We start from the raw sequence: 26,017 nt of genomic DNA, 5'->3' as shown, positions 1-26,017 counted from the left end.
GTGGAGGTCCGCCATGGCCGGAACCCGTAGCCGGTACGCCACCGACCGTGGTCTGACCACGCGCATGGTGACCACGATGTTCCTGATCGGACTGCTGTACGTGGTGCTGGTCGGCGTGCTCCTGGCGGTGCTGCGCGGGGCCTGGCCGATCATCCTCGTCCTCACCGGGGGCATGTTCGTCGCCCAGTTCTGGTTCAGCGACCGGATCGCCGCGTTCAGCATGGGCGCCCGGGAGGTCTCCCCCGCCGAGGCGCCGGAACTGCACGGGGCGATCGACCGGATATGCGCCCTTGCCGATATGCCGAAACCGCGTGTGGCGATCGCGGAGAGCGATGTGCCGAACGCGTTCGCGACCGGGCGCAGCCAGAAGTCGTCGCTCGTCTGCGCGACGACGGGGCTGCTGCGGAGACTGGAGCCGGAGGAGCTGGAGGGCGTCCTCGCGCACGAGATGTCGCACGTCGCGCACCGGGACGTGGCCGTGATGACCATCGCCTCGTTCCTGGGCGTCCTGGCCGGGATCATCACCCGGGTCGCGCTGTGGGGCGGCTTCGCCCGCAACAGCCGCAGCAACGACCCGATCGGCATCCTGGTCCTGCTCATCCCGCTGGTCAGCGCGGTCGTCTACGCGCTGAGCTTCCTGCTCACCCGGGTGCTCTCCCGCTACCGGGAGCTGTCCGCCGACCGCACGGCCGCCCTGCTCACCGGCCGCCCCTCGGCCCTCGCCTCCGCCCTCACCAAGGTGAGCGGCCAGATGGCCCGGATCCCGACGGAGGACCTGCGGAAGGCGGAGCCGTACAACGCCTTCTACTTCGTCCCGGCCTTCGCCTCGAAGGAGAGCATCGGGCGGCTGCTCTCCACGCACCCGACGCTGGAACAGCGCCTCGACCAGCTGGCCCGCATCTCGGCCGACCTGTCCCGCCCGTGAAGGGGCCCGACATGAACCCGACCGCCGTCCGTAAGGAGTCCCCGTGGGCCTGCTCGACACGATCCTGGGCCGCAGCAAGCCGGTCCGCCCCGACCTCGACCAGCTCTTCGCCGTCCCGTCCGCCGCGCTGACCCTCCAGGCCGCGACGGGCTTCACGCCGACGGGCCTCGGCTCGGTGTGCTTCGCGGGCGTGGAGGGCTCCGCCTTCGCCCGCGTCCAGCAGGACGTACGCGAACTGCTCGACGCGGACACGGGGCGCGGCGGCATCCCGGTGGAGTTCAGCCGCGACCCGTACGGCTACACCTGGCTGCTGGCGCGCCAGCCGCCGGAGGACACCGCCGCGCTGGTCAACGACCTCCACGCGGTCAACACCCTGCTCCAGGACGGCGGCTTCGGCCCCCAGCTGCTGTGCTCGCTGGTCGCCTTCCGGGACGGCGAGGACCGCTCGCTGGCGCTGGTGTACCTGTACAAGCGCGGCACGTTCTATCCGTTCGCCCCGGTTCCGGGCGGCGCCGAGAAACGCGACAACCAGCTGGAACTGCAGGTCCGCGCGGCCTTGGGCGACGACCTCCGGGTGGAAGGGGACCTGTCCCGGTGGTTTCCGGTGTGGGGGGCGCCGGGAGTCTGAACTCAAGCCCGATAAAGATGAGTTGTGCATCGAACCCCCCGAAATGCGCCATGTCGGCGCTATGCTCTGCGGACTTCCGCGGTGCTGCGGGAATTTGGGGGGTCACCTGTGTTCAGCCTCACCATCGGCGCTCACGCGCACGGCACGCGCATCGAATCCCTTTACCGGCTGGTCGACGCCAGCGGGCTTGTCATCACCATTCAGGGCCCCGGGGACCCGGCCGGTACGGCGGGGGCGGTCTTCGCGGCCGCTCCGCGCCTGTCGGACGATCACGAAGTCCGGGAGAACGGCATGATCGTGAGCACCCTGGCGCAGTTCCGCGTGCTCTGGGGGGTCGTCGGACATCCCGGGGGCAGCCTGGCGATCCTGACGCCCTTCTCCCTGTACGAGACCCAGGACCGGCGCGACTGGATCAGCCATTTCATCCGTGACGTGCTCGATCCCGTCAAAGCCCTCGACGGTCGCGGCTTCCGCGTGGGCGGGGGCGGCAACGGAACGGTGAGCGATTCCGCATTCGCCAGCGCATTCGCATACGCGTACGTGTGAGCTGCCCGTCCGGGCAGCACGGATAACCGAGGGAACCACGGGGCATTCGAGGGGCGGAGATGTCACGGACCTGGAAGATCACGGTCATTGTTCTGGCGCTGGCCGGAATTGTTTCGACTCCTTTGATCTGGCTGCTCGACAGCCCCGACTCCGGGCAGCTCGTCGGCGCCTCGGTGCAGGGCGCCGTCGGGATCGCGGCCCTGGTCTGGGCGCTGTTCCAGAGCCCCGCCGGGCAGGTGGACGACGTCGCCGCGCACACCGGTGAGGCCGAGGCGGAGGACGGCGGCACCGCCCTCACCGGCGTCAAGCGCCCCAAGGGCAGGGGCAACGGCTCGGCGAAGGCACGGCGCACCGGCAAGGCGAAGGCGACCGGCGAGGGCAGCCGGGCGGTCAGCGGTGTCGACTACGAGTGAGCCGGGCCCGAACGGTCCGCGGCCCGAGGTCATCGCGGCCGACACCGGCGCGGCGACCGCCGAGGGCGGCGGAAAGGCGGTGACCGGCTACGCGGGTCCCGTGCGGACGCCCGAGGGACCGGCTTCCGGTGCGGTGAGCGTGTCCGGGACCGGTGACGCGACCGCCCCCGCCGGGGGTGTGGCCAACACGGGCTACATCCACGAGCTGAACGTCAACACGCTCACGATGGTCGTGAAGCAGGGCCCCCGGGACCCGGCCCCCTGGCCGCACCAGGTCGGCCTGGTCCCGCCACGGGCGCTGTCCTTCCAGCCCCGGGCCGAGCTGGACCGGCTGAAGGAGGCCGTCGCGGGCGGGGGCACCGCCGTGCTCACCGGCATGGGCGGGGTGGGCAAGACCCAGCTCGCCGCCGACTACGCCCACACCGCCTGGCTGAACGGCCGGCTGGACGTCGTGGTGTGGATCTCGGCGCGCAGCCGTTCCGCCGTGGTGGCGGGGTACGCGCAGGCGGGCGTCGAGCTGTGCCGGGCGGACGCCGCCGATCCGGAGCAGGCGGCGCGGGCGTTCCTGGCGTGGCTCCACCCCAAGGCGGGTGCCGACCCGTGCCGGTGGCTCGTCGTCCTGGACGACGTGTCCGACCCGGCGGATCTGCGCGGCCTGTGGCCACCGGCGAGTCCGTACGGGCAGACCCTTGCCACCACCCGGCGCCGCGAGGCGGCCCTCGTGGGGCACGGCCGCCGCCGGATCGAGGTCGGGCTGTTCACGGAGGCGGACGCGGTCGCCCACCTCACCGCGTCCTTGGCGGCCCACGACCGCCACGAGCCCGCCGACGGGCTCGCCGCGCTGGCGTCGGACCTGGGCCACCTGCCCCTCGCGCTCTCCCAGGCGACCGCGTACCTGGTCGACGCGGACCTCGACTGCGCCGCCTACCGCCGCCTGCTCGCGGACCGGGCGCGGACGCTGACCCAGGTGATGCCCGGGGCGGGCGCGCTGCCCGACGACCAGGAGGTCGCCCTGTCCGCCGCCTGGTCGCTGTCCGTCGAACGCGCGGACCTGCTCGCCCCCGTCGGGCTCGCCCGCCCCATGCTGCGGCTCGTCTCCCTGCTCGACCCCAACGGTGTGCCGGGCGATGTCCTCGCCGGTCCGCACGCCCTCACCCATCTCGCGGGGCACCGCCCCGAGGGCGTCGACCCTGTGGACGCGGTCCTCGCCCTCCGGGTCCTGCACCGGCTCAGCCTGGTCCACCACACCCCGGACACCGAGCGGCAGGCGGTGCGCGTCCACCAGCTGGTCCAGCGGGCCACCCGTGAGGCCGTCCCGCCGCACGAGTACGAGGAGTTGGCCCGTACCGCCGGGGACGCCCTGCTCGACGCCTGGCCCGAGGTGGAGCGCGACAGCGCCCGCGCCCAGATCCTGCGGGCCAACACCGACGCGCTGTTCTCGCACGCCCCCGGTCCGCTCCGGTCGCCCGGGGTGCATCCGGTGCTCTTCCGCGCCGGGCGGAGCATGGGCGAGTCCGGACAGCTCGATGCCGCGGAGGCGTACGGGCGTGAACTCCACGCCACCGCCGCCCGATTCCTGGGACCCGACCACCCGGACGCCCTCAGGGCCCGGCACTACCTCGCCTTCTGGCGGGGCGAGGCGGGGGACGCGGCCGGGGCCGCAGCCGCCTTCGCCGCGCTCCTGGAGGACGGGCTGCGCGTGCTCGGCCCCGACCACCCCGACACCCTCAACGCCCGGGCGAACGTGGCCTATCAGCGCGGCGAGGCGGGGGACGCCGCGGGGGCGGCGGACGCCTTCGCCGCACTCCTCGACGACCGGCGGCGCATCCTCGGCCCCGACCATCCGGACACCCTCGTCACGCGCGGGGACGTCGCCGGGTGGCGCGGGATGGCGGGCGACGTCGAGGGGGCACTCACCGGTTACGCGGAGCTGCTGGCGGACCGGCTGCGCGTCCTGGGCCCGGACCACCCCAACACCCTCAACACCCGGGGGAACCTGGCCTACTGGCGGGGCGAGGCGGGAGACGCCGCCGGGGCGCTGCGCGCGTACGAGGAGCTGCTGGCGGACCGGCTGCGCGTCCTCGGCCCGGACCACCCGCACACCCTCACGAGCCGGCACAACGTCGCGCGGTGGCGCGGGGAGACGGGGGACGCCGCGAGGGCCGCCACGGAGTTCGCGGCGCTGATGGAGGACCGGTTGCGGATTCTGGGCCCCGACCACCCCAACACCTTCCTCACCCGGACGAACCTGGCCCGCTGGCAGGGCGAGGCCGGCGACGCGGAGGGCGCCGTCGACGCCCTCACCAGCCTGCTCGCCGACGTACTGCGCGTCCTGGGGCCGGACCACCCCAGGACGCTCAGGGTCCGCTCCCTGCTGACGGAGTGGCAGGACCCGCGGGCCTAGGCTGCGGCCCATGGTGATCACGTACGAGTGGCGCGGCGACTTCGAGAACGGCGCCGTCGACGCGCTCCACGCGGAGGCGTTCGGGCACGCCCGGGACGACACCGACTGGCGGACGCGGCTGCACCGGCACAGCCTGGGCTGGGTCTGCGCCCGGCGGGGCGACCGGCTCGTGGGCTTCGTCAACGTCGCCTGGGACGGCGGCGTGCACGCGTTCGTCCTCGACACGATGGTGGCCCCGGACCTGCGCAACACCGGCACGGGCACGGGGCTCGTGGCGGCCGCGGTGGACGGTGCCCGCGCGGCCGGCTGCGACTGGCTCCACGTCGACTTCGAGGAGCACCTGCGCCCCTTCTACTTCGACGCGTGCGGTTTCCGCCCGACCGACGCGGGGCTCATCGCCCTGCACCCGGACACGGCGTAGGGGGTGTCCGGTCAGGGGTGCTCGAACCACTGGAGCACCCCCGTCGCGGCGAAGCACAGGGCGCCCGCAAGGGTGCCGATGTTGGAGATCGTCAGGCTCACCGGGACGTGTGCGCCCGGGGTGACCAGGTCCGCCAGGGCCGCGATCATGAAGAGGGCCGAGCCGGCCATGTTGACGGTGACGATCCACCAGCCGAGGTCGTGCGGGCGGACGCCCGTGGGGGCGTGGCACACCTCGGCGAGGGCGAGCTGGCCGGAGATCAGGAAGAGCACGCAGCCGATCACGTCCGGCGCCCACACCAGGCGGGCCGCCTGCTGGGTGCTGAGGCCCTGGAGGAACGAGTCCAGCAGGTTGAGCCCGAAGACCAGCGTGCCGGCGAAGAGCAGGAAGTTGCTGAGCCAGTCGATGCGCATCGGCTCGTAGCTCCACCACCGCCACGCCTTCGTCTCCAGGCGGTACGCGCCGGCCGGGCGGCGCGGGGCGTTCACGGACTGGAGGAGGGACGCGTAACCCCCGAGGTTGAAGAAGAGGCCGCCGCCGAAGTACGTGGCCGATACGGCTGTCGCCGCCGCACCGGTGAGCGCGAGCGCCGCCCCGGCCGCGAAGAGCAGGCCGCCGAGCGTGAACGTCACCGCGGCGACGGCGTTGAGCGTGCGCATCCGGGCGAGCGCCCGGGCGTCGGCGCGGTGGACGACCGGCGCGGTGCCGTCCGCCCGGCGCACCGTCAGCGACCCGCGTCTGCGGGCCCTGCGGGACTCCCACACGGCTTCGGCCCCGCCGCTCCCCCGCAGGGTCAGCCGGGTGGTGAACGGGCCCACGCCCTCGGACAGATTCCCGCCGTCCGGACCGGCGGCCGGTTCCTCGTCGTGACGCACCCGCGTCAGTGTAGTGTCCCAAATGTTCCGAAAGTCCGGAGCGGGCACCAGGAGGTACGGACATGGCCGGCGTCATCCACAACACCGGGGACCTCCCGGACGCCCGGACGGCGCGGGCGGCCGTCTCGACCGGGCGGCTCCCGACGGCCGAGGCCGTCCGGTCGACGCTGGACGGCGTACGGCGGCGGTTCCAGGACGACCGCGAGGGGCAGGTCCCCGACTACATCCCGGAGCTCGCCGAGGTCGACCCCGAACTCTTCGGCATCGCCGTCGCGCACGTGAGCGGCAACGTGTACTCCGTGGGCGACGCGGAGCACCCCTTCTCCATCCAGTCCGTCTCGAAGCCGTTCGTCTTCGCCCTCGTCAACGACGAGCTCGGGCGCGACACGGTGCGCGAGCGGATCGGCGTCAACAGCACGGGGCTCCCGTTCAACTCGGTCCTGGCGGTCGAGCTGAACCACGGCAGCCCGATGAACCCCATGGTCAACGCGGGGGCCCTGGCCACCAACGCGCTGGTGCCGGGCGCGTCGACCGACGAACGCTGGGAGTTCATCCGGCGCGGCCTCTCCCGCTTCGCGGGCCGCGAACTGCACCTGGACGAGCGGGTGTACGCCTCCGAGTCGGGCACCAACCAGCGCAACGAGTCGATCGCCCGCCTCCTCGACAGCTACGGCGCCCTCGCCCGGGACCCCGTCGAGACCACCGACCTCTACACCCGGCAGTGCTCCCTGACCGTCTCCGCCCGCGACCTCGCGGTCATGGGCGCCACCCTCGCCAACGGCGGCGTCTGCCCGCTCACCGGCGAGCAGGTGGTGGACGCCGTCGTCTGCCGCGACACCCTCTCCGCGCTGGCCACGGCGGGCCTGTACGAGCGCAGTGGCGACTGGCTGTACGAGGTCGGCATGCCCGGCAAGAGCGGCGTCTCCGGCGGCATCATCACCGTCACCCCCGGCAAGGGCGGGCTCGGCGTGTTCTCCCCCCGCCTGGACGAAGCGGGCAACAGCGTGCGCGGCCAGCGCGTCGCCCACTACCTGTCCGCGGCCCTCGGCATGGACCTGTTCGCGTCCACGCCCCACGGGACGGGCGACTAGCGGCCGCCCTCGTGCATTCCCGCTCCCGGTCGGCCCTTGCCGCCGATTAACCTGCCCGTCGGACGACGAGTACGGGGGGCGAGGCGTGTCGGGACACCAACTGGTCGGTGCCGTGCGGGCCGGTCGGGCGCATGCGGTGCGGGAGGCTCTGCGTGCGGGCGCGGGCCCGGAGACCGAGGGCGCCGACGGCGTACCCGTGCTGTGTCTCGCTGTCGCCGCGTTCGACGGGTACGTGGCGGAAGCGCTCCTGGAGGGCGGTGCCGATCCGCTCCGGCCGTTGCCGGACGGGAGCACGCCGCTGCTGCGGGCCGTGACCTCCGGCCACGCGGGCCTGACCGCCGCCTTGCTCGGGCACGCCGTGGACCGGCTCTCGGAGCAGGACCGGGCCGAACTCCTGGCCTGTGCCCGGCGCTGGTGCGGGACCGGCGCCGAAGCGGGGCTGCGCCTCGCGACCGGGGTGGCGGGCCCTGCGGTGCGTCGCAGGGTCGCGGACGACTTCGGCCTCACCGCGTACGACCTGGTCACGCTCGGCGGGACGAGCGTGTACGACGGTCATGCCGCCGTCCTCACGCGGCTGGAGGCGTCGTTCGGCCCGCACCCGTCGTTCGACGTCCTTCTCGCCCGTGCGCTCGCCCGCGCCGACGGCGACCACGCCGACTGGACGGAAGCGGTCGCCGTGCTCGCCGAACGGCCCGGCGTGGATGCCTGGGGCTCGGTCCTGCTCCTCCGCTCGGCGCCCGATCCCCTGCGCCGGCTGTTCGCCGCGGACCTCGTACGGGAACTGCTCGCCCTGGACGGGGAGTCCGCCGAGCGGCGGGCCGCGGACATCCTCCCGCCGTGGGCCGCGGAGGAGACGGACCCGGCGGTGCTCGCGTCGGTGCTGAGCGGGCTGACGTACGTCGACGTCGCAGGGGACGGGGAACTGGGTCCGGCCCACCGCGCGCACCCCGATCCCCGCGTACGCAGGGTGGTGCCGTCGCTGCTGCACAGGACACGGTACGCGTACACCCACCCCGAGGCGTGGGACGTGCTCGCCTCACTGGCGCGCGATCCCGACGCCCGCGTCCGTGCGGCCGTGTGTGAATGCCTCTACGAGTACGAGGGCCGGGAGCCCGCACGCGCCGACATCCTGGCCGGTTTCCTGGGCGAGGACGACCAGTTGGTCCGTATCAAGGCCGTCAGTGGCCTCGCCCTCGCCGACGACCCCCGCTGTGTGGAGGGGGCCCGGCTGATCGGTCCGGTCGACCGGGCGGAGTGGCCGGACACCTGGCTCCTGGACGCGGCGGCGCGCTATGTGGAGCGGCACCACCGCCGAGCCGGGTGGCCGCCGCCCCCTACGTCCGCTTGAAGTACTCGATCTCGCCCAGGGCGATCGGGTGGCCGTTGGTCTGGCCCGCGGCCTCGCGGATGGTGAAGCGGACCTTGACGACGTCGCTGATGCCCATGCGCAAGGTCTGTTCGCCCGGCTTGTCGGCCAGGGTCATCGTCTTCTCGTGGGTCTTGCCGTCCTTCGTCGTGATGGTCAGGTCCGCGCGGGTCGGCCTGGCTCCCTTCTGGAAGGTCTCCGCCTTCGTGGAGACGCCCGTGTGGACCGTGACGCCGACCAGCCGGAACGGGTCCTCGAACTCCGCCGTCAGCGCGTCCCCCTTCTTCGGGGCGCCCCAGTACGTGTTCGTCACCCCGTCCACCGCCGCCTTGGCCGGGTGCCCCGGGGCGGAGGCGTTCGCGGAGACGTGGTGCGGGCTGACCTCGCCCGTGCCGCCGAGCTTGTCGCGTACGTCCTCCACGACGTAACGGCCCGCCGGGATCAGCAGGAAGCCCGCGACCAGGAGGCCCGCGATCACGAGGGCGATGAGGAGGCCCCGCAGCAGCCTCCCCGAGCCCGCCCTCACCCGGCGGTTGAACGGCCACCGGGTCCGCCACCAGGGCAGCGGGGCCGCCTGGTCACGGGGCTTCAGGGGCTCGGCGCAGTTCCGGCAGAACGTACGGCCCGGGCGGTTGTTCGTCCCGCACGAGGGGCACGGCTCGCCCTCCGGTTCCTCGTCCGCCGACGCGGTCCTGACGGTGGGCCGGGCTACGACGGGTACGCCGGGCAGGACTGCGCCGATGGGTTCTTCGGCCGGTTCCGGTTCCGGTTCCGGCTCCGGCTCTCGTGGGGCCGGACGCGTCGGTCGTACGGGGGCGGGCGCGGGGGCCGGTTCGGGCTCGGGGGCCGGGGCCGGTTCGGGGGCCGGTTGCGGGTTCGGCGCGGGGGCCGGTCGGGGTTCCGGCTCGGGGGGCGGGGACGGCGCATCCGGTGCCGCAGGCGGCTCCGGGGCCGGCTCCCCGGGCCGGGCCCGCGTCGACCAGCCCAGATACGTACCGCAGCTTCCGCAGAAGTCCTCGTCCTCCGCGTTCGCGGCGCCGCAGGACGGGCAGGGGCGGGTCATGTGGGGCTCCCGGTGATGTCGACCCGGCAGGTCAGGTGGGCCGGGCAGGAGGCGCGGGCCACGGTGAGGACCCGGGCCTCGTCCAGGGGGTGGTCCGTGCGGATGCGGATCAGGAGCTCGCCCGTCCCGGGCGGGGGCAGGGCGGAGTCCGGCTCCGACGACCACGTCACGCCGCCGCCGTCCCGGATGTCCGCCTCCACGCCGAAGCACAGCCGCAGGAGGTCCGCCAGGCCCTGGCGGGTGCCCCGGCGGCGGTGGAGTTCGACGGCGCGGGCGACCGCGGCGCGGCGGCGGTCCTCCGGCCAGGCCGGGTCGATGCCCGCGCCGACCCAGGAGGACAGCCAGGGGAGGAAGTCCGCGGGGGCCAGCGCCGGATCGAAGTAGGCCGGGAGGTTGTCGAGCGTGGACAGGACCGGGGCGAGGACCGTGTCCAGGCCCGCCGTGAAGCGCTGGGCCAGGTCGTCGTCCGCGTACAGGGCGGGCAGCAGCGCGCCGATCGGGTAGCGGCTGGGGAGGCCGGGGACGGCGGCCCGCGTCATGCGCGCTGCCCGGTGGCGGTGACGGCGATCTGGTGCTGGTGGGAGAAGACGAGCGCGTTGGGCGCCACGTCGATGCGGTCCACCGCGCCGCCGCGCCTCCCGGTCAGCGGATCGGCCGGGAACAGGCGGACCTCCTCGACGAGGCGGACGCCGGGCACGTTCTGGAGGGCGGCGAACACCTCCCCGTACTGCACGGGCCTGCCGAACGGCCACCCCGTGCCGTCCGCGCCGCCCCGCAGCGGGTCGATGAGGCGGAAGAGCGCGTCGAGCGCGGCGGTCCGGACGCGGTCCGTCTCGCCCTCGTCCGCGACCAGGCTTGCGACGACGGTGACACCCTGGTACGCGGGGGGTTCGACCACCAGGCGGGTGCCGACGAGCCTCCGTTCGTCCAGGCGCCCGGCCACCGTCGCGAGCACCGAGTCCGGCGGGATCAGCTGCTCGAAGCGGAGCCGGCCGCCCTCGTCGGGGACCGCGTCCGGCACGACCAGGACGCGGACCGCGCCGCCCTCGCCGGGGGCGGCGGGCAGGCAGCGGACGCGGCGCAGCGAGGGCGCGGCCTCGCGGGCGATGGCCTCGTGGTCCTCGGCGGTGACGGCCCGCTCCTGGACGCGCAGGATCTGCGGCGCGCGCAGCTTCGCGTTCTCGACGGTCTCGCCGTCCACGCCGCCGCGCGCCGCCTCCCGGTTGTCGACCCCGGCGACGTACGGGACGGAGCTGCGCAGGACGCGGATCGCGCCGCGCGCCACGTTCCCGGCGGCGCCTCCGCCCGTGCGGTAGCGGGGAAGGCGAATGTGGGCGCCCTTCTCCGGCACCGCCCCGTACGCCCGTATGGTGCCGTCCGCCTCGCGCACCTCGGGCGGGAAGGCGAACCGGCCCCCCACGGCGTCGATCCGCACGTGCCGGTCGCCCGGACCGGACGCGCCGAAGTGCTCGACCGGGGTCCAGGTCTGCCAGCCGTCCGCCGAGGACACCTCCACGAGCGGCGGTTCCCCGTCGAGCAGGACGGGCGTCCGGGGCGCCGCGAACGTCTGGCCCGCGACCCCCTCGGAGGTGCCGAGCGGCACGTCGTACACGGTCTCCGCGTGCTCGACCCCGGCCGTGCCGCCGACGGTGAAGACCTCGGCCTCGCGGATCGTCGGGGACTCGGAGTAGAAGGGCTGGCCGGGGGCGGCCTCGGTGACCCGGCAGCGCAGCCAGCCCGCGCGGATGCCCGCGGTGACGGACGCGGTGTGCCCGGCGGGCACGAACACCGTGATCTCACCGGGCTTGTTGAGCCCGCCGGTGGAGTCGACGCCGGTCGCGCACGGCACCCAGCGGGCGCCGTCCCACGCCTCCCAGACCAGCGGCGGCTGCCGGGGGTCGACGCCGACGCCCTCGACCCGGCTGTCCAGGCGGACGGCGACGATGCAGCGCGGCACGGCGGTGGGCAGCCCGAACAGGAGGGCGTCGCCGGGCTGGGGCCGGGCCTGGAAGCAGGGGATGTCCCGGCCCTCGGCGAGCGGCGCGGTGCGGTCGGTCTGCTCGCCGGACGCCGGGACCGTCACCAGGCGGACAAGGGAGCTCGGCACGATCGCCAGGTCCTCATCGGTCGAGAAGACGACCGCCTCCTCCGTCTCGCCGCGCGCGGTCGCCACCTCCGTACCGGCCGGGAGACGCACCGTGTCCGGCTGCGGCGCGGACAGCCAGAAGTCGACGTCGGCGCGGGCGGCCGTCGGCGGGAAGAGCTGCACGCCGAGCAGGTCCAGGAAGGCGAAGTAGTTGCGGTCGGGCACCCGGTTCAGCCGGTAGAGCAGCTGGTCGACCATGTACGCGAACGTCTCGATCAGCGTGACCCCGGGGTCCGACACGTTGTGGTCGGTCCACTCGGGCGAGCGCTGCTGGACGTACCGCTTGGCCTCGTCCACGAGCTGCTGGAAGCGGCGGTCGTCCAGATTGGGCGGGGTCAGGGACATCAGCGGGCTCCCGCCTCGGGGATCGTATAGAAGGGGAAGACGAGGTTGCGCAGGTCGTTGGTGGACCGGACGGTGTAGTGCACGTCGATGTAGAGCGTGCCTTCCTCGACGGTGTCGTACGCGACGACCACGTCCCGGACCTCGATGCGCGGCTCCCAGCGCTCCAGGGAGGTCCGCACCTCATGGGCGATCCGCCCCGCCGTCGCGCCGTCGCCGGGGGCGAAGACGTACTCGTGGATGCCGCAGCCGAATTCGGGCCGCATGGGGCGTTCGCCGGGCGCGGTGCCGAGGATCAGGCCGATGGCCTCCTCGATCTCCTGCTCCCGCTCGACCATGCCGATGCCGCCCGTGGCGCCGACGCGCAGCGGGAAGCCCCAGCCGCGCCCGATGAAGCCGTGCTCGCTCATATCGGGCCCCCGATCAGGACGTTGGGCGCGCCCATGAGGATCTTCGCGCCGCAGGTCGTGGTGTCGCCCATGCGGGCGGCGGGCAGCCCGCCGATCAGGACCGCGCCGCCGACGGCCGCCGCCGGGTTCGGCATGATGACGTTCCCCGGGCCGAGCAGGGCGTGCGGGGGCACGACGCACACGTGCAGGCTTCCGGTGACGGCGGCGGGCTTGCCGCCGATCCACACGGTGGCGACGGCGGCCGCTCCCGGGGGCGGGGTGCCGATGACGCCCCCGTGGACGGTGGGGTCGCCCGTACGGGCTGCCTGGGGCATGGCTGGTGATCTCCTCGGTGGAACGCGTCAGTTGATGCGGACGAGTGCGGCCTTCAGGACGGCGAGCAGGCCGCCGTCGACGGTCACGCCGGTCTTGCCGTTGATGGTCACCGACGCGCCCTTCACCTGGACGTTCCCGGTGCCCGCGTCGAGCGTGATCCCGGTGCGGCCGAGCGACAGGGAGCTGAGGACCCGGCGGGTACCGCGCGCGTACACCTTGAGCGCGATCTCGCCGCGCCGCTCGTCCAGCACGACCTCCAACTGCTCGTCGCCGGTGGCCAGCCGGACGCCGGACGGGCCGCGCGGGGTGTCGAGCAGTTCGACGCGGTTGCCCGAACGGGACACCAGCGAGCGGCGGTTGAGCTTGCCGCTGGTCGGGTCCACGAGGGGGACGTCGTGCGGGGACGGCTTGTCGCGACCGTTGTAGAGCCCGCCGAGCACGTACGGGGCGTCGATCAGGCCCTGTTCGAAGCCGACCAGCACCTCGTCGTTGACCTCGGGGCTGAAGACCCCGCCGCCGCCCTGGCCGCCCCACTGCACCGTACGGACCCAGTCCGTGACATAAAGGTCGTCCAGCCAGGGGAACTTGAGCTTCACCGAGCCGCTTTCCCTGCCCCGGCCCTCGCGGATGTCGGTGACGATACCGATCGCGAGGCCCGGCATCCGGGGCCCGGGCACGGGCGCGCCCGGCCCGCCGGTGAGGCCGGTCAGCGAGCGGTCCGGGTCGGTGCTGACCAGGACGGTCGTGCGGTAGCCGCTCTGCGGGTCCAGGGTGTGGTGGGCGGCGGTCGCGGTGTAGCGCCCGGCGAAGTCGGGGCCGACGTTGCCGAGGGCGACCGGTTCGCCCGCGCGGAGCTTCGGATTGCCCTCCGCGACCGCCTCGATCTCGCCGAAGCCGGACGCGACCCGTCCGGCGACGGCACCGGCGACCGCGCGGGCCTCGGCCTGGGTGCGGTACGGGGTGTCGGCGACGGTCATCCGGGCGTTCTTCCCGAACAGGGCGGCGGGCGTGGACGGGTTGGCGCCCGGGGTCACCGTCTCGGAGCGGATCGACTGCTCGCGGGCCAGGACCCGGACCTTGTTCTGCACGTCCCAGCCGCGCACCTCCACGCTGTCCGCCCCGTCCGATGCGGACAGCACGGCCCGCAGCGCCAGCAGGTTGCGGCCGTACTCCAGGACCATCGGGTGCTTGGACGCGGAGGTGGACGGGGACGGCGCCGAGGAGGCGGGCTTCGGCTTCACGAACTGGAGCACGCCCTTCTCGTCCACCCGGACGTGCGCCCCGCACTCCCCCGCGAGGTACTGGAGGAAGTCCCAGTCCGAGATGTTCGGCTGGGTCAGCTGCTTGTACATCACCGGGGCCGCCTCGACCTTCCCGCACCGCAGCCCGGCGTCGGCGGCGACCTTGCGGACGATGTCGGCGGCCTTCATGTTCCGGTACGCGACGACCTTGCGGCCCCGCCGCAGCCGGTGGGCCTTGGAGAACGCGCGGACCACGGTGAACGATCCGGTGGTGTCGCTGTCCAGCTCCAGCGCGGTCACCTCGCCCGTGAACAGCCGCTCGCGCGCCCGTTCCTGGACGGTGACCACGGAGATCTTCAGCTCGGTGCCGATCGTGATCCCGGTGGCGGTGAGCAGCGTGTGGTACGGGTCGCGGTAGGTCAGGACCGCACTGTCGGGCAGCCCGATGTTCTCGTCCACCGCGCAGCTCACCAGCTGGGCGGCCCACGCCTGGGGCAGCTCGGCGGGCGCCTCCACGATGGGGTCGGCGGCGAAGGAGCGGGCGGGGCCGGTCATCGGGCTGCCTCCGGTACGCCGTCCTCGGCCGCGCCGTCCTCCAGCGCGGGCACCAGGAGTTCGCTGCCCGGGGGCAGGTGCATGGGGTCGTCGATGCCGTTCGCCTCCGCGATCGTGCGCCAGGCGGTGGCGTCGCCGTACTCCCGCCAGGCGAGCAGCGGCAGGCTGTCCCCGGCGACGACCGTGTGCGTACGCCGGGCCTCCCGCGAGCCGGACGTGGGGTTCTGCCCGGCCGGGTCGACGCTCGCCTCCTCGATGGACAGCGAGCAGGTGGCGCGCAGCGGCTTCCCGTCCACGTCGAAGAGCGTGTACGAGACGGAGAGGCTGGACAGGACGCCGTCGAACGACGTCGTCCGCGAGGTCCCCCAGTCGAAGCGCACCCACGGGCTCGACGGCTTCTTCCGGCCCAGGCTGCTCGGCGTCGGCACGCAGGCCGTCATCAGCTGTTCGACCGCCTTCTCCACGGAGTTGTCGTGCGTGGCGGTGGCGTCGAGGAAGACGTCGAGCGACAGGGCGCGCGGCCCGCTGCCCACGAATTCGGGCAGCGCGGACTCGCCCGCCGTGCGGGACGGGGTGCGGCGCCACTCGGTGGACTTGCGCAGCGAGAGCGTCGCCGGGTTGAACTGGAGCGTCAGCCGGGCGAGGGTCCCGCCGGGCTTGGCGCCGACGTCGGACGGCGGCTCCATGATGGTCAGCTGTGCGCGGGCACGGCTCGTGCGGGCTGCGGCTGGCACGGTTTCCCTCCTTCCGGGGCGTGGTGGTGGCGGCGCATCAGGAGGGCACCAGCCCTTCGTGCGCGATCTCCAGCGTCTCGACGGCGGCCTGTGAGCTGGCCGGGTCGAAGGACGGCCCCTGCCAGCGGACCGGGACGATCCCCTGCACCTGCCAGCTGACGATCCGGCTGAGGTCGGGGCGCAGGGCGACGATCTCGCCGTCCTTGCGTTCGACGCGTTGCGTCGTCTCGTTCAGCCAGCGCGCGATCTTGAGGGTGTCGGCGGTGACGGGCCGCGTCAGCGTGATGTTGGTCCACGTGATCCGTCCCGGCAGCTGCCAGGTGTACCCGTTGTTGCCGCCCTCGGCGTACTGCTCGATCTCCACCTCGGCGCCGAGCCCCGAGCAGGTGTGGAACGCGCCGAGGTCGCTGCCGCCGATGGTGAGCTTGAAGAACACGCTCGTCGCGAAGATGTTGTCCGTCATCTGCTGCTTTCTCTCTCAGCGCCGGCCGTCGTACGGGCGTCCGGAACGTTCGCGGCCCCGCCGCAGGTCCGCCCGGAGGAGCCGGGCGACGGGGTCGATGAGCCGTCGGGCGAGGTCTTCGACGTCGAGGTCGGCGGCGGCGGGCTCGGCGGGCCGCTCGGGCCCGGGGGCCTGGGCGGGCTGCCGCTGGACGACGGTGACTGGCACGCCCGCGAGGCCGTGCTGGGCGACGGCGCGCTGAACCGCCTGCGCGTCGGCCCGCGGGGCCGTCGGCCGTACGGCGCGGGGCTGCGGTACGGAGGGCGCGCCCCGCTCCGGCTCGGGCCCCGGAGCGGGCGCACCGGGCTCCGCCGCGACCGGCATCGCGAGGCGCTGTACGGGGGCGGCGGGGCCGCCGGACGGATGCGGGCGCACGACGGGGCCCCGGGGCGCGGGCCGCGGTTCGAAGCCGGCCGGTACGGGGGGCTCCTGCGGCGCGGCGGACCGGGCCGCCGGGAGCGGCGCGTGCGGGCGGGGCGCGGCGACGGGGTCGGCGGCGACGCGCTGGACGACGGGGGTGGCTGGGGCGCCGGAGGTGGCCGGGGCGCCGGGGGTGGCCGGGGCGCCGGGTGCGGTCGCCGCGCGCGGGGTGTCGCGGCGCCAAGTGGCCGGTACGACGGGCCGGGTCGCGGCGGCTTCGCGCGCGGTGAAGCCGTCGGCGGCCCCGGTGCGCACGGCGATGCTCCGATCCGCGAGGAGCGCGCGGGCGCGCTGGACGGGGGCGGGCCAGGAGGCGGGGCGGACGCGGACGGGCCCCGCCGGGGTGCGCTGGACGGAGGGCGGCGCGGTGGGCGTCTCCGGGGTGCGCTGCACGACCGGGGGCGCGGTGGGGGCGGTGCGCAGGGGCATCGCGGGGTGCGGGGTGGCCGCCGCTTGCGCCGGGCGCGCGGTGCCTGCGGTCGGCGGGAGGGCGGACAGGGGCGCGCCGAGACCGCCCCGGGTGCGGGCGTGGGAGCCGGGGGCGCTGGGCGGGGTGCGCGGTGCCGGGTGCGCGGGGCCCGCCTCGCGGGCGGACGGGGCGAAGGGGGCCGCTCCTGCGGGAAGTTCGCGCAGGGGCTTGCCCAGGGTGGGGCGGACCGGGGTGGCGGAGGCGTCCGCCTGGCGCTGGACGACCGGGAGGGCGGGGCGGTCCGCCGGACCGGCGGGCGCATCCGATTGCCGCTGGACCACCGGCAGGGCGGTCCCGCCCGGCGCCACCACAGGCGGCTGCGCATCCGCGGTGGGGCGGTCCGCCGGACCTGTGGCCGCGTCCACCTGCCGCTGGACCACCGGGAGGCCGGGCCCGGACGGCTGTCCGCCCAGCGTGGGGCGTACGGAAGGGTCGGCCGTCGGCGCAGGCGCATCCGCCTGGCGCTGCACCACGGGGAGCGCGGGCCCGGCCGGGGCGTCCGGCGCGGAGTGCTCCGGCGCGGCGGAGGCGTCCAGCTGGCGCTGAACAGCAGGAAGGACCGCCCCGCCCGGTGCCGACACGGGCGGCCGCGTGTCCAGGGTGGGACGTACGGAGGAGCTGTCCGCCGGACCGGCAGGCGCGTCCAACTGCCGCTGGACCACCGGAAGATCGGGCCCGGCCGCAGCGTCCGGCGCGGGGTGCTCCGGCCTGGCGGAGGCGTCCGCCTGGCGCTGGACAGGACCGCCAAGCGTCGGACGTACTGAGGGACCACCCGCCGGACCGGCAGGCCCGCCCGACTGTCGCTGAACCGCGGGGAGCGTGGGCCCGGCCGGGGCGTCCGCCTGGCGCTGGACCACCGGCAGGGCAGGCCCGGCCGGATCACCCGCCCCGGGCTCCCCCGCGCCGACGGCGGCATCCGTCTGCCGCTGGACCACGGGCAGCGCGGGTCCGGCCTGGGCGTCCGGCGCGGACCGCTCCGGGACGGCGGCGGACGCGTCCGCCTGCCGCTGAGCGGGACCGCCAAGCGTCGGACGTACGGAAGAACCGCCCTCCGGACCGGGAGGCGCGTCCAACTGCCGCTGAACGACAGGCAGATCGGGAGCGGCGGGAGCTGGCTGCTCCGGGGCGGCGGCCGACGTATCCGTCTGCCGCTGAACCACCGGCGGACCAGGCCGCGCGGACCGTTCCGGGGCAGCGGCGGAGACATCCGCCTCCCGCCGGAAAGGCCCACCCGGGCCCGACCCGGACGGCTGCCCGCCCGGCGTCGGGCGCGCGGAAGAACCACCACCGGACGCGTCCACCTGCTGCTGGACCACGGGCAGGACCGGCCCGTCCGGAGCAGCTGCGGACGGGTCCGCCTGGCGCTGAACCACCGGCAGGTCGGGCCCGGAAGGCTGCGAGTCCGCAGCGGCGGGCGGGGCCGAGGGGGCTCCCATGGAGGGCAGTTCGGGCGAGGGCCCGCCCAGGGCAGGCCGTACCGCAGGTCCGGCCGGGACCCCCGGAGCGCCCGTCCGGCGCTGGACCACCGGCGCGGGCACCCCGGACGACGGGACGGCGGACACCGTGCGCGGGGTGTCCTTCGCCGGGCGGCGCGCGACGATCAGCGGGGGCGCGGTGCGCCGGGCGCGTACCGGGGCGGGGTTCTCCACCGGCGGCACGGCGGGGCCGGAGGCGCGGGACGCCGAGCCGGAGACGGCCCGGACGACCCGCCGGGGCCCGGGAGGGGCCTGCGTACCGGGGCCGGGGGGCGTGGGCCCCGGGTCCGTACCCGTATCGCCGCCCTCGGGCGCCGGAGTCGCGGCGGCGCGCAGCACCAACGGCGCCCCGGAGGGCGCGGTACGCGGGGTGCCCGGTGTCCGGGCCACGCCGTGCACGAGCCCCACCGGGGCGGAGGGGAGCACCGCGTGGCCGAGGCCGCCGTCGCTGTAGGCCACGTTCTGCCAGGACGCGAGGCGGGAGCGGAAGCGGAGGCCGTCGCTGACGCCGATCGAGGACCGCGCGACGGTCACCGTCGGGGGCGCGACCCGGCGCCACCCGCCGTCCCAGTCCGCCCCGGGACGCGGAGAGTCGGGCCCGGGAGCCGGGGCGTCCCCGGACCCGGGCTCCGGAGCCCGGTCCGCGTCGGGGGCGCCCACCCCCGCACGCTTCCGGAACCAGCCCCTCAACTCCACGCCCTCACCCGCTCTCGTTCACGCGGGTGTTGATCCGCGCTATCTCCCTCACCCATTCCTGCCGCTCACCATGGGTGAGGTCGAGGATCTCCTCGCGCTGCCAGTGGAAGTGGTAGGCGATGTACGCGATCTCCTCCCGCAGCCGGGAAGGCGCGTACGTCACGATTCCCCCAGGCGCTCACCCGACAGGTCCACCTCGAACGAGCCCTGGCACAGCGGGCAGGTGACCGCCGCGTGGGTGTGGCCCTCGCTGTTGATGCGGCGGTAGAAGTCCTGGAGGAACGCCACGTCGGTCGCGTACATCCGCTCGACCACCCCGGCGTGCACATCGGTGATCGTGCCGAGGCGGGTGATGACCTGGCTGAGGAGCACCACGCTCAGGTACGCGGGGTTCTCCTTGACCCGGAGGTCGATCTGCGGACGCAGCTCGTCGCGGGCGGTGGCGAGCCGCATGGTGCCGGTCCGGTGGGTCCGGCCCTCGTCGTCCAGATAGCCGCGCGGCAGCTCGAAGTCGAACTCGTCGGGACGGCGCGCGGCGGCCGGGGCGGGTGCGGGGGCCGGGGCGGCCTCGGCCGGCGCCGGCGCGGCGGCGGCGAGGCTGTCCAGGACCTCTTCGAGGCCGCCGCCGGAAACGGTCCTGCGCCTCATTCGACCACGATCTCCTCGAAGGTGATGGTCACCGTCTCGGTCGCCGCGCTGGACTCGCCGGCCTTCAGCGAGGGGCCCTCCCAGCGGCTGGCCCAGCCCTGCATCAGCTGGATGCGGCGGACGGTGTCACCCTTCGAGTCCTTGATCTCGATGGTGAGGTTCTGCCGCGCGGTGTCGACGGCGCCGTTGTTCAGCGTCTCCTTGATCCACTTGGTGAACTCGCTGCTCTTGTCGAGTCCCCGGGTGATCGTCACCTCGCCGGCCTGCCGCGCGCCGGGCTGCTTGCGGATGATCTGCTTGCCGGTGGAGGTCACCTGCCGGACCTCCACCACCTCCTCCTCGACGGTCAGGCCGCTGATCTCCTGGATGGACTCCACGAGATAGCCGCCGAGCTGCACGCCGAAGACGTGGGTGGAAAGAGCGTCGCCCTCTGCCATGACTGTCTGTCACCTGTTCCGTTCGCTGTCGTCGTCTGCTGAGTTACTGCGGGGAGAGGGCTGCGGTCACTCGTCCACGAGGCTCGTGCTGTCCGAGAACTGGGAGAGGCGGAAGACGACGAACTCCGCCGGCTTCACGGGCGCGACGCCGATCTCGCAGACGACCTGACCGAGGTCGATGGACTCCTGCGGGTTGTTGTCCCGGTCGCACTTGACGTAGAACGCCTCCTCCGCCGTACGGCCGAAGAGCGCGCCCCGGCGCCACTCCTCGGAGAGGAACGCGGTGACGTTGCGGCGGATGCTCGACCAGAGGCGGTCGTCGTTGGGCTCGAAGACGACCCACTGGGTGCCCAGGAGGATGGACTCCTCCAGGTAGTTGAAGAGCCGGCGGACGTTGAGGTAGCGCCAGGCCGGGTCGGAGGAGAGGGTGCGGGCGCCCCAGATCCGGATGCCCCGGCCGGGGAACGCGCGCACGCAGTTGACGCCGATCGGGTTGAGGAGGTCCTGCTCGCCCCGGCTCAGCCGGAGTTCGAGGTCGAGCGCGCCCCGGATGACCTCGTTGGCGGGCGCCTTGTGCACTCCGCGTTCGCCGTCGCTGCGGGCCCAGACACCGGCGACGTGGCCGCTCGGCGGCATCAGGGTCTGGCGGCCGGTGGCCGGGTCGAGGACCTTGAGCCAGGGGTAGTACACGGTCGCGTAGCGCGAGTCGTACCCGGCGTCGTCGTTGCGCCAGGTGCGGACGCGCTGGGCGTTCATGCCGGGCGGGGTGTCCAGGACGGCGACCCGGTCGCCCATCTGCTCGCAGTGCGCGATGAGGGCGAGCTGTACGGCGCGGACGCCCTCGTCGTCGATCTCGCCGCGCTGGTGGGCGCTCATCAGGTCGGGGACGGCGACCATGGTGATCTCGTCGATCGCCTCAAGGGCCGCGATGCCCGTACGCGCCGACGCGTCGCCCACGTACTCGGTGGGGCCGGTCCGGCCGGTGGTGGACGCGTCCGGGGTGGCGGGCGCGAGGGTGAGGCTCTGCTTCTCGGGGCGGGACTGCGCCGTGCCGGGCTGCTCGGTGACCTCGATGAGCTTCGACTGGCGGGCCTGGGTGACCAGGTAGCCCTTGACGTTCTTGCGTACGGAGGTGTCGAAGGTCTCCACGACCTTGCCGCCCTGACGGACCAGCAGGCGGAAGCGGTCCTCCGGCGGGTTCTCGCCCTCGGCGTCGGCGACCTCGATGGAGATCCCGTCGCCGGCGCCCGGCCGGGCCGAGACCAGGAAGCCGCCGACGGCCACGGAGGGGGCCGTCGCGGGAGCGTCGCCCTGCGGCGCGTCCTCGGCGGGGCCGCCGATGCGCACGATGTACGCGGCGCCGCCGCCGTTGCTGAAGAACCCGTGGACGGCGAGCGTCAGATACGTGTCCGGGGTGAAGGTGCCGAACGACGAAACGTACTGGTCCCAGCTGGTCACCAGCGTCGGCCGGTGGAAGGGACCGGTCTCCGCGAAGCCGACGAAGGCGGCGACCGCGGTGCCGACACCCTCGATGGGCCGTGCTCCGGACTGCACCTCCTCCACGTATACACCTGGGGTGAGGTACGACGGCATGCTCGCTCCTTCGGCTGGTCAGACGTTCGCCCGCCCAGTCTTGCCCGCACGCACGCACGGGCAGTAGGCCCCAAAGTCCTGGCCCGGGGGCAGGGCCACTGCCTTTCCGGGCCCGCCCGGCCCCACCTCACGCCGCCGATTAATTTCAGCCAGAAACTACCCGGGGCCCCAACGGATTCGGCTGGATTTCCACGGTCGCCCGGGGCAACCCGAGGCGGCCCGATCCACTCCGCCCGGCATGATCACGTGTGGTCCAGTCCATTCGGGACTTCCGGAAATGCCCGGGAATCACCCGGGAATGACCCCGATTCATCTGCTGCCCGCACTCCGCGCATTTACGCGTCCAGTCGATCCGGGCGTGTCAGGGTGTGTGGAGGGACACATACGGATGAACGCCGGGTGGCGCATCCACGCAGGTGGGAAACCCGTCTGTTCACACGTCCGGAATGAATGGAAGGGGACCCGGCGCTATCGTTCGTCAGGTGAGACATCGGTCAGCTCGCCGCTGACATTGAGCACTTGGTGACATCCGGAAGCCTGCTTACCGGTCGCCGGAGTCCCAGGCTTTGAGCAGGTCACAGAAACGGTGACCGCTGCCTTCTCCTGAATCTGAATGGGGGTGACCCAGTGATAGTCCTGGTTCCTGAACGTCTCCAGGGCAATGGTGGTGATCTTCCGCTGCCCGAAGGAGATGGTCAGCAGCCCCTCGTCGCCCTGGAAATTCGCGACGACGATGTCCGTGACCCCGAAAGTCTTGCCTTCCGGAACCACATAGGTACCGGTCTTCCGGCCCCCGGGAGCGGTCTGCACGTCGATGGTCTCGGACATCTGCTGCGGGTTCCCGCCGCCGCCCGAGCCGCCGCTGCCACCGCCACCGGTCGAACCGGAGCCGCCCGTCGCACCGCCGGACCCGTCGGCGCCGCCCGAGGCCTCCCCCTTGCCCTGGGGGTCCTGCTGCCCGCCGCCCGACGCCGAACCGCCCTGCCGGGGCTGCCGGTTCTCCTCCTGAGCGGCCTTGGCGCCCGCCTCCTTGGCGGTGGAGCGGACGGCCGGGCGCACCAGCGCGAACCAGGCGAGCAGCAGCGCGAGGATCGCCGCGAGCAGGATCAGCAACCACTTCGGGAACACCGGGATCTGGGCGAACTCGCCCGGAAGGGGTTCCGGCCGTCCTTCCCGGGGGCTTTCGGCCCCGGCGTCCTCCGGCTCCCCGGCCACCACCTCGAACGGCCAGGCGGCCGGCGCGCCGAACCAGATCAGCTTCCGCGCCCGGACCTTGAGGCCCGCCTCGGCGGACTCGCCCGGCTCCAGCTTCCGGCGCTCCGGGGTGAACGCGAGGCGCAGTTCCTCGCCCTGCTGCCGGCCCGCGAGCGCGACCTCCGTGGGAGCGTTCCCCAGGTTCTGCACGACGGTACGGAAACGGGCCCCCAGCCAGCCCCGGCGGCGCCCCGGTTCCAGGCGGGCGCGCAGTTCGTGGAACGGCTCGACCACCACCGTCATCTCGGGGACGGTCACCGACTCGGGGTGCTCGGCGGGCAACACCCGTATCCCCAGCGGCTTCTCACCGGCGCGGACCTCGTGGGACCGGGGCGGCGCGAAGCGCACGGTGACGGTCTCGGAGGTGCCGGGGTAGAGGGAGACCCGGGCCGGTTCCACCGTGGTCCACGCCGCACAGTCGCCGACCACGTCGAGGGTGTACGCCTCGACGATGTCCCCGTCGTTGCGCACGGTGAGCGTGGTCGTCGCTTCGGCGCCGGGCGTCACCGACACCGTGGGCATTGCGAGTTCGGCAGATGTGGTCACCCTGCGACGTTAGGCCGCGCCGTGCCCCCGGCAGCAGGGGCGCGAGGGCAATCTGCGGGCAGGGGCGGTGCCCCGGGGGCACACCCGCGGCGGGTGCCCGCACCGCATCCCCGGGCCCGGTCGCCCTGCCCGCGCGTGACGTACGCGTACGGCACCGGACGGAGCGGAATTCGGCGGAAGCGGCCCAGAAGGACGAGCACATGACCACGATCACGACAGACATGACGACGACGGGGGCGGCACACCGCGCCCTCTCCCCGCCCGAGCAGCCCGCGCCGGGCATACCCGCCCCGGCGTCCGGCCGGGTCTCGGTGGCGGTGTACGCGGAGGACCTGATCCTCCGGACCGGGGTGGTGCAACAGCTGCGCCTGCGACCGGAGATCGAGCTGGTCCCGGAGGCGGAGGCGGACCGGGCCCAGGTCTCCCTGGTGGTGGTGGACATGGTGAACGAGCCCGCCGTCCAGCTCCTGCACCGCCTTCAGCGCAACACGGCGACGCGGACCGGCCTGGTCGTCGGCTACTTCGAGGCGGGCGCCCTCCAGACGCTCATCGAGTACGGGGTGGCCGCCGTGCTGCGGCGCGGGGAGGCCGACCAGGACCGGCTGGTCCATCTGGTGACGGCCATCGCGAAGGGCGAGGGGGTCCTTCCCGGGGACCTCCTCGGCAAGCTCATCGACCACGTCAGCAGCCTGCACCGCTCGGTCCTGGACCCGAGGGGCCTCTCGCTGTCCACGCTCACGACGCGGGAGGCGGAGATGATCCGGCTGGTGTCGGAGGGCTACGGCACGGCGGAGATCGCGCAGAAGACCTCGTACTCCGAGCGCACCGTCAAGAACGTGCTGCACGAGGTCGCGACCCGCCTCAACCTGCGCAACCGGGCGCACGCGGTGGGGTACGCGATGCGGCACGGGCTGATCTGACGCGCCGTCCGGTACCGGGAGGGCAACCGCTGTTGCCCCCTCGGTGCCCCGGTGCGGCCGCCCGGCCGGGGGCCTCGTCCCGGGGTCTGCCCCGGCGCCCCTTGCCCCGGACCGGGGCCGCCCGGTCTGGTGGTGGTGAACCGTTCGTGGAAAGGCAGACCGTTGTCCCAGCGTGAGCACCGTACCGACCGGACCGCCGAGACCCGGTCCGCCCCGTCGCGCGGCCCGGCGCCCGCCGAACGGGCCGAACTCCTGGAGGTCCAGCGCACCCTGGGCAACGCGGCCGCCCTGCACCTGCTGCGGAGGGCCGGGGAGGCGCGGGAGGAGGCCGCCGTGCAGCGCTCGGCCGTCCATGACGTGCTGAACGGCAGCGGCAGGCCGCTGGAGGCGTCGCTGCGCGCGGAGATGGAGTCCCGGCTCGGCGCGGACTTCTCGGACGTACGCGTCCACGACGACGCGGCGGCCCGCGCGTCCGCCGCCGGGGTCGGCGCCCGCGCCTACACCAGCGGCCACCACGTCGTCATCGGCGAGGGCGGCGGCGACAAGCACACGCTGGCCCATGAGCTGACCCACGTCATCCAGCAGCGGCAGGGGCCCGTGTCCGGCAGCGACAACGGCTCCGGGCTGCGGGTCTCCGACCCCTCCGACCGCTTCGAGCGGGCGGCCGAGGCCAACGCGCACCGGGTGATGCGGGGCGCGGCCCCGGCCGCGCACGAGGGCCACGCGCACGAGCACGCCCACACGGCGGGGGACGGCGTCGTCCAGCGGGCGCCGGAGCAGACCATGGGCCGGAACATCGCCGCGGGCCTCGGCCAGTACGGGGCGCAGCTCGGTGAACTGGCCGCCAGGATCGGCACGACGAGCGAGAACGTGATCAACGCCCTGCTCGATCCCGCGTACGACCCGATGGGTGCGCACGACATCGCACCCGAGATCCTGGACAGCAACCTCAAGGACCCGATCGAGTACGCGGCGTGCTTCCCCACCGCACACGATCTCTTCCCGGTGCTGACCGACCCCGCCGTGAACCCGCCCCGGCAGGGGCCCAACCCGGAGCGGGCCGCCGACATCCAGGAGTTCCAGGCGGCGGTGCACACCCTGACGGACTCGATCCGGGAGGCGTGGTCGGAGGGCCTGCAGTCGGTGTTCCGCATCGAGTACGCGGGGCACGGCTTCACCCTGGTGATCCGGATCGCCGAGGACGGGCAGCCGCACATCGAGCTCATCGAGAGCCTGGCCCACGCGGCCGGGATCACCACGTCGCTGAGCAACGCGCCGGGTATGACGGTGGAGCACGTCCTCGACGCCCTGACCGCGATGTCCTCCGGTGACGTGGCCGAGCGGGTGCGGGGCGCGGGCCTGCTCGGCTGGAACGCCCACGCGCTGTACCTCGGCGATCCCCAGCCGACCGAGCAGGAGCGCTTCCCGCAGACCCGGATGAAGTGGTGGCGGCAGCCGCTGTCCCCGCAGGCCGGGGACAACTGGCACACCCAGTTCAAGCTGCGCTTCAACTTCGTCGCCGGGACCTACGGCACGACGCAGCTGACCTGACGGGACCGCGGCAGCCCCAAAGGGCACCCGG

At 74.0% G+C, this 26,017-nt stretch carries 25 protein-coding genes; 10 read left to right on the top strand and 15 right to left on the bottom strand.

Annotation, left to right across the window (positions count from 1 at the left end):
- Positions 1 to 13 precede the first annotated feature (13 nt).
- The 6 genes from htpX to AMK18_RS09850 all read left to right on the top strand — a co-directional run bounded on the left by htpX (position 14) and on the right by AMK18_RS09850 (position 5,337).
- A complete protein-coding gene (gene htpX / locus AMK18_RS09875; RefSeq protein ID WP_018101372.1) occupies positions 14 to 925 on the top strand; it encodes a zinc metalloprotease HtpX in 912 nt (303 codons plus the stop codon).
- Between the two features lie 43 nt (positions 926 to 968).
- The gene (pspAB, locus tag AMK18_RS09870) at positions 969 to 1,553 is read left to right on the top strand and encodes a PspA-associated protein PspAB (protein WP_073862536.1); all 585 of its coding nucleotides are present in this window, start codon (positions 969 to 971) and stop codon (positions 1,551 to 1,553) included.
- Between the two features lie 108 nt (positions 1,554 to 1,661).
- Complete coding sequence (locus tag AMK18_RS09865) at positions 1,662 to 2,099, top strand: hypothetical protein (protein WP_073862535.1); 438 nt, start codon at positions 1,662 to 1,664, stop codon at positions 2,097 to 2,099.
- 59 nt (positions 2,100 to 2,158) lie between these two features.
- A complete protein-coding gene (locus AMK18_RS09860) occupies positions 2,159 to 2,512 on the top strand; it encodes a hypothetical protein (RefSeq protein WP_241836526.1) in 354 nt (117 codons plus the stop codon).
- The gene (locus tag AMK18_RS09855) at positions 2,496 to 4,916 is read left to right on the top strand and encodes a tetratricopeptide repeat protein (RefSeq protein WP_241836525.1); all 2,421 of its coding nucleotides are present in this window, start codon (positions 2,496 to 2,498) and stop codon (positions 4,914 to 4,916) included. Before AMK18_RS09860 ends, AMK18_RS09855 begins: the two co-directional genes overlap by 17 nt.
- 10 nt (positions 4,917 to 4,926) lie before the next feature.
- A complete protein-coding gene (locus AMK18_RS09850; RefSeq protein WP_073862533.1) occupies positions 4,927 to 5,337 on the top strand; it encodes a GNAT family N-acetyltransferase in 411 nt (136 codons plus the stop codon).
- 11 nt (positions 5,338 to 5,348) lie between these two features.
- On the opposite strand, the gene AMK18_RS09845 is transcribed toward AMK18_RS09850, so the two are convergent.
- Positions 5,349 to 6,212 (bottom strand): hypothetical protein, encoded by an 864-nt coding sequence (locus tag AMK18_RS09845; protein ID WP_018101380.1) that lies wholly within the window; start codon positions 6,210 to 6,212, stop codon positions 5,349 to 5,351.
- 62 nt (positions 6,213 to 6,274) lie between these two features.
- On the opposite strand from AMK18_RS09845, the gene glsA reads away from it, so the two are divergent.
- Both glsA and AMK18_RS09835 read left to right on the top strand, forming a co-directional pair.
- Entirely contained in the window at positions 6,275 to 7,303 is a 1,029-nt protein-coding gene (glsA, locus tag AMK18_RS09840) for a glutaminase A (protein WP_073862532.1), read from the top strand.
- An 85-nt stretch (positions 7,304 to 7,388) separates the two neighbouring features.
- A complete protein-coding gene (locus tag AMK18_RS09835) occupies positions 7,389 to 8,651 on the top strand; it encodes an ankyrin repeat domain-containing protein (protein WP_241836524.1) in 1,263 nt (420 codons plus the stop codon).
- On the opposite strand, the gene AMK18_RS09830 is transcribed toward AMK18_RS09835, so the two are convergent.
- The 14 genes from AMK18_RS09830 to AMK18_RS09765 form a co-directional block, all read right to left on the bottom strand.
- Complete coding sequence (locus AMK18_RS09830; protein WP_073862531.1) at positions 8,638 to 9,732, bottom strand: zinc ribbon domain-containing protein; 1,095 nt, start codon at positions 9,730 to 9,732, stop codon at positions 8,638 to 8,640. The genes AMK18_RS09835 and AMK18_RS09830 overlap by 14 nt on opposite strands.
- The gene (locus tag AMK18_RS09825; protein WP_073862530.1) at positions 9,729 to 10,271 is read right to left on the bottom strand and encodes a phage tail protein I; all 543 of its coding nucleotides are present in this window, start codon (positions 10,269 to 10,271) and stop codon (positions 9,729 to 9,731) included. The genes AMK18_RS09830 and AMK18_RS09825 overlap by 4 nt, the downstream gene beginning before the upstream one ends.
- Positions 10,268 to 12,223, bottom strand: coding sequence for a putative baseplate assembly protein (locus tag AMK18_RS09820; protein WP_073862529.1), 1,956 nt, complete (start codon positions 12,221 to 12,223; stop codon positions 10,268 to 10,270). Before AMK18_RS09820 ends, AMK18_RS09825 begins: the two co-directional genes overlap by 4 nt.
- On the bottom strand, positions 12,223 to 12,630 hold the full coding sequence (locus AMK18_RS09815; RefSeq protein WP_018101386.1) for a GPW/gp25 family protein: 408 nt from the start codon (positions 12,628 to 12,630) through the stop codon (positions 12,223 to 12,225). The genes AMK18_RS09820 and AMK18_RS09815 overlap by 1 nt, the downstream gene beginning before the upstream one ends.
- The gene (locus tag AMK18_RS09810; RefSeq protein ID WP_018101387.1) at positions 12,627 to 12,944 is read right to left on the bottom strand and encodes a PAAR domain-containing protein; all 318 of its coding nucleotides are present in this window, start codon (positions 12,942 to 12,944) and stop codon (positions 12,627 to 12,629) included. Before AMK18_RS09810 ends, AMK18_RS09815 begins: the two co-directional genes overlap by 4 nt.
- A gap of 27 nt (positions 12,945 to 12,971) precedes the next feature.
- The gene (locus AMK18_RS09805; protein ID WP_073862528.1) at positions 12,972 to 14,741 is read right to left on the bottom strand and encodes a VgrG-related protein; all 1,770 of its coding nucleotides are present in this window, start codon (positions 14,739 to 14,741) and stop codon (positions 12,972 to 12,974) included.
- The gene (locus AMK18_RS09800) at positions 14,738 to 15,427 is read right to left on the bottom strand and encodes a CIS tube protein (protein WP_073862527.1); all 690 of its coding nucleotides are present in this window, start codon (positions 15,425 to 15,427) and stop codon (positions 14,738 to 14,740) included. Before AMK18_RS09800 ends, AMK18_RS09805 begins: the two co-directional genes overlap by 4 nt.
- 85 nt (positions 15,428 to 15,512) lie before the next feature.
- Complete coding sequence (locus AMK18_RS09795; protein WP_018101390.1) at positions 15,513 to 15,938, bottom strand: phage tail protein; 426 nt, start codon at positions 15,936 to 15,938, stop codon at positions 15,513 to 15,515.
- Positions 15,939 to 15,953: 15 nt separating this feature from the next.
- A complete protein-coding gene (locus AMK18_RS34625; RefSeq protein ID WP_143202261.1) occupies positions 15,954 to 19,001 on the bottom strand; it encodes a hypothetical protein in 3,048 nt (1,015 codons plus the stop codon).
- A 40-nt stretch (positions 19,002 to 19,041) separates the two neighbouring features.
- Positions 19,042 to 19,200 (bottom strand): DUF6760 family protein, encoded by a 159-nt coding sequence (locus AMK18_RS34865; RefSeq protein WP_018101391.1) that lies wholly within the window; start codon positions 19,198 to 19,200, stop codon positions 19,042 to 19,044.
- On the bottom strand, positions 19,197 to 19,685 hold the full coding sequence (locus AMK18_RS09780; RefSeq protein ID WP_073862524.1) for a hypothetical protein: 489 nt from the start codon (positions 19,683 to 19,685) through the stop codon (positions 19,197 to 19,199). Before AMK18_RS09780 ends, AMK18_RS34865 begins: the two co-directional genes overlap by 4 nt.
- A complete protein-coding gene (locus tag AMK18_RS09775) occupies positions 19,682 to 20,122 on the bottom strand; it encodes a phage tail protein (RefSeq protein WP_018101393.1) in 441 nt (146 codons plus the stop codon). Before AMK18_RS09775 ends, AMK18_RS09780 begins: the two co-directional genes overlap by 4 nt.
- 66 nt (positions 20,123 to 20,188) lie before the next feature.
- Positions 20,189 to 21,715 (bottom strand): phage tail sheath family protein, encoded by a 1,527-nt coding sequence (locus AMK18_RS09770; protein WP_073862523.1) that lies wholly within the window; start codon positions 21,713 to 21,715, stop codon positions 20,189 to 20,191.
- A gap of 468 nt (positions 21,716 to 22,183) precedes the next feature.
- The gene (locus AMK18_RS09765) at positions 22,184 to 23,491 is read right to left on the bottom strand and encodes a COG1470 family protein (RefSeq protein ID WP_018101395.1); all 1,308 of its coding nucleotides are present in this window, start codon (positions 23,489 to 23,491) and stop codon (positions 22,184 to 22,186) included.
- Between the two features lie 224 nt (positions 23,492 to 23,715).
- Here AMK18_RS09765 and AMK18_RS09760 point away from each other — a divergent pair, with 224 nt between their 5' ends.
- Both AMK18_RS09760 and AMK18_RS35175 read left to right on the top strand, forming a co-directional pair.
- Positions 23,716 to 24,435 (top strand): helix-turn-helix transcriptional regulator, encoded by a 720-nt coding sequence (locus tag AMK18_RS09760; RefSeq protein WP_073862522.1) that lies wholly within the window; start codon positions 23,716 to 23,718, stop codon positions 24,433 to 24,435.
- Between the two features lie 162 nt (positions 24,436 to 24,597).
- Complete coding sequence (locus tag AMK18_RS35175; RefSeq protein ID WP_079199256.1) at positions 24,598 to 25,986, top strand: eCIS core domain-containing protein; 1,389 nt, start codon at positions 24,598 to 24,600, stop codon at positions 25,984 to 25,986.
- Positions 25,987 to 26,017: the final 31 nt, after the last annotated feature.

Source organism: Streptomyces sp. CB01249, assembly GCF_001905735.1.
GTDB lineage: Bacteria > Actinomycetota > Actinomycetes > Streptomycetales > Streptomycetaceae > Streptomyces.
Note: the sequence above shows the minus strand (reverse complement) of the source record. Positions and strands in the feature narration are given on the sequence as shown.

What these genes read in the sequence shown, in the direction of transcription:
- AMK18_RS09765 (WP_018101395.1), bottom strand. Translation starts at nt 23,491, where the DNA reads ATGCCCACGGTGTCGGTGACGCCCGGCGCCGAAGCGACGACCACGCTC.
- AMK18_RS09805 (WP_073862528.1), bottom strand. Translation starts at nt 14,741, where the DNA reads ATGACCGGCCCCGCCCGCTCCTTCGCCGCCGACCCCATCGTGGAGGCG.
- AMK18_RS09795 (WP_018101390.1), bottom strand. Translation starts at nt 15,938, where the DNA reads ATGACGGACAACATCTTCGCGACGAGCGTGTTCTTCAAGCTCACCATC.
- AMK18_RS09850 (WP_073862533.1), top strand. Translation starts at nt 4,927, where the DNA reads ATGGTGATCACGTACGAGTGGCGCGGCGACTTCGAGAACGGCGCCGTC.
- AMK18_RS09825 (WP_073862530.1), bottom strand. Translation starts at nt 10,271, where the DNA reads ATGACGCGGGCCGCCGTCCCCGGCCTCCCCAGCCGCTACCCGATCGGC.
- AMK18_RS09810 (WP_018101387.1), bottom strand. Translation starts at nt 12,944, where the DNA reads ATGCCCCAGGCAGCCCGTACGGGCGACCCCACCGTCCACGGGGGCGTC.
- AMK18_RS09775 (WP_018101393.1), bottom strand. Translation starts at nt 20,122, where the DNA reads ATGGCAGAGGGCGACGCTCTTTCCACCCACGTCTTCGGCGTGCAGCTC.
- glsA (WP_073862532.1), top strand. Translation starts at nt 6,275, where the DNA reads ATGGCCGGCGTCATCCACAACACCGGGGACCTCCCGGACGCCCGGACG.
- AMK18_RS09815 (WP_018101386.1), bottom strand. Translation starts at nt 12,630, where the DNA reads ATGAGCGAGCACGGCTTCATCGGGCGCGGCTGGGGCTTCCCGCTGCGC.
- AMK18_RS09860 (WP_241836526.1), top strand. Translation starts at nt 2,159, where the DNA reads ATGTCACGGACCTGGAAGATCACGGTCATTGTTCTGGCGCTGGCCGGA.
- AMK18_RS09830 (WP_073862531.1), bottom strand. Translation starts at nt 9,732, where the DNA reads ATGACCCGCCCCTGCCCGTCCTGCGGCGCCGCGAACGCGGAGGACGAG.
- AMK18_RS09820 (WP_073862529.1), bottom strand. Translation starts at nt 12,223, where the DNA reads ATGTCCCTGACCCCGCCCAATCTGGACGACCGCCGCTTCCAGCAGCTC.
- AMK18_RS09760 (WP_073862522.1), top strand. Translation starts at nt 23,716, where the DNA reads ATGACCACGATCACGACAGACATGACGACGACGGGGGCGGCACACCGC.
- AMK18_RS09770 (WP_073862523.1), bottom strand. Translation starts at nt 21,715, where the DNA reads ATGCCGTCGTACCTCACCCCAGGTGTATACGTGGAGGAGGTGCAGTCC.
- AMK18_RS09800 (WP_073862527.1), bottom strand. Translation starts at nt 15,427, where the DNA reads ATGGAGCCGCCGTCCGACGTCGGCGCCAAGCCCGGCGGGACCCTCGCC.
- htpX (WP_018101372.1), top strand. Translation starts at nt 14, where the DNA reads ATGGCCGGAACCCGTAGCCGGTACGCCACCGACCGTGGTCTGACCACG.
- AMK18_RS09780 (WP_073862524.1), bottom strand. Translation starts at nt 19,685, where the DNA reads ATGAGGCGCAGGACCGTTTCCGGCGGCGGCCTCGAAGAGGTCCTGGAC.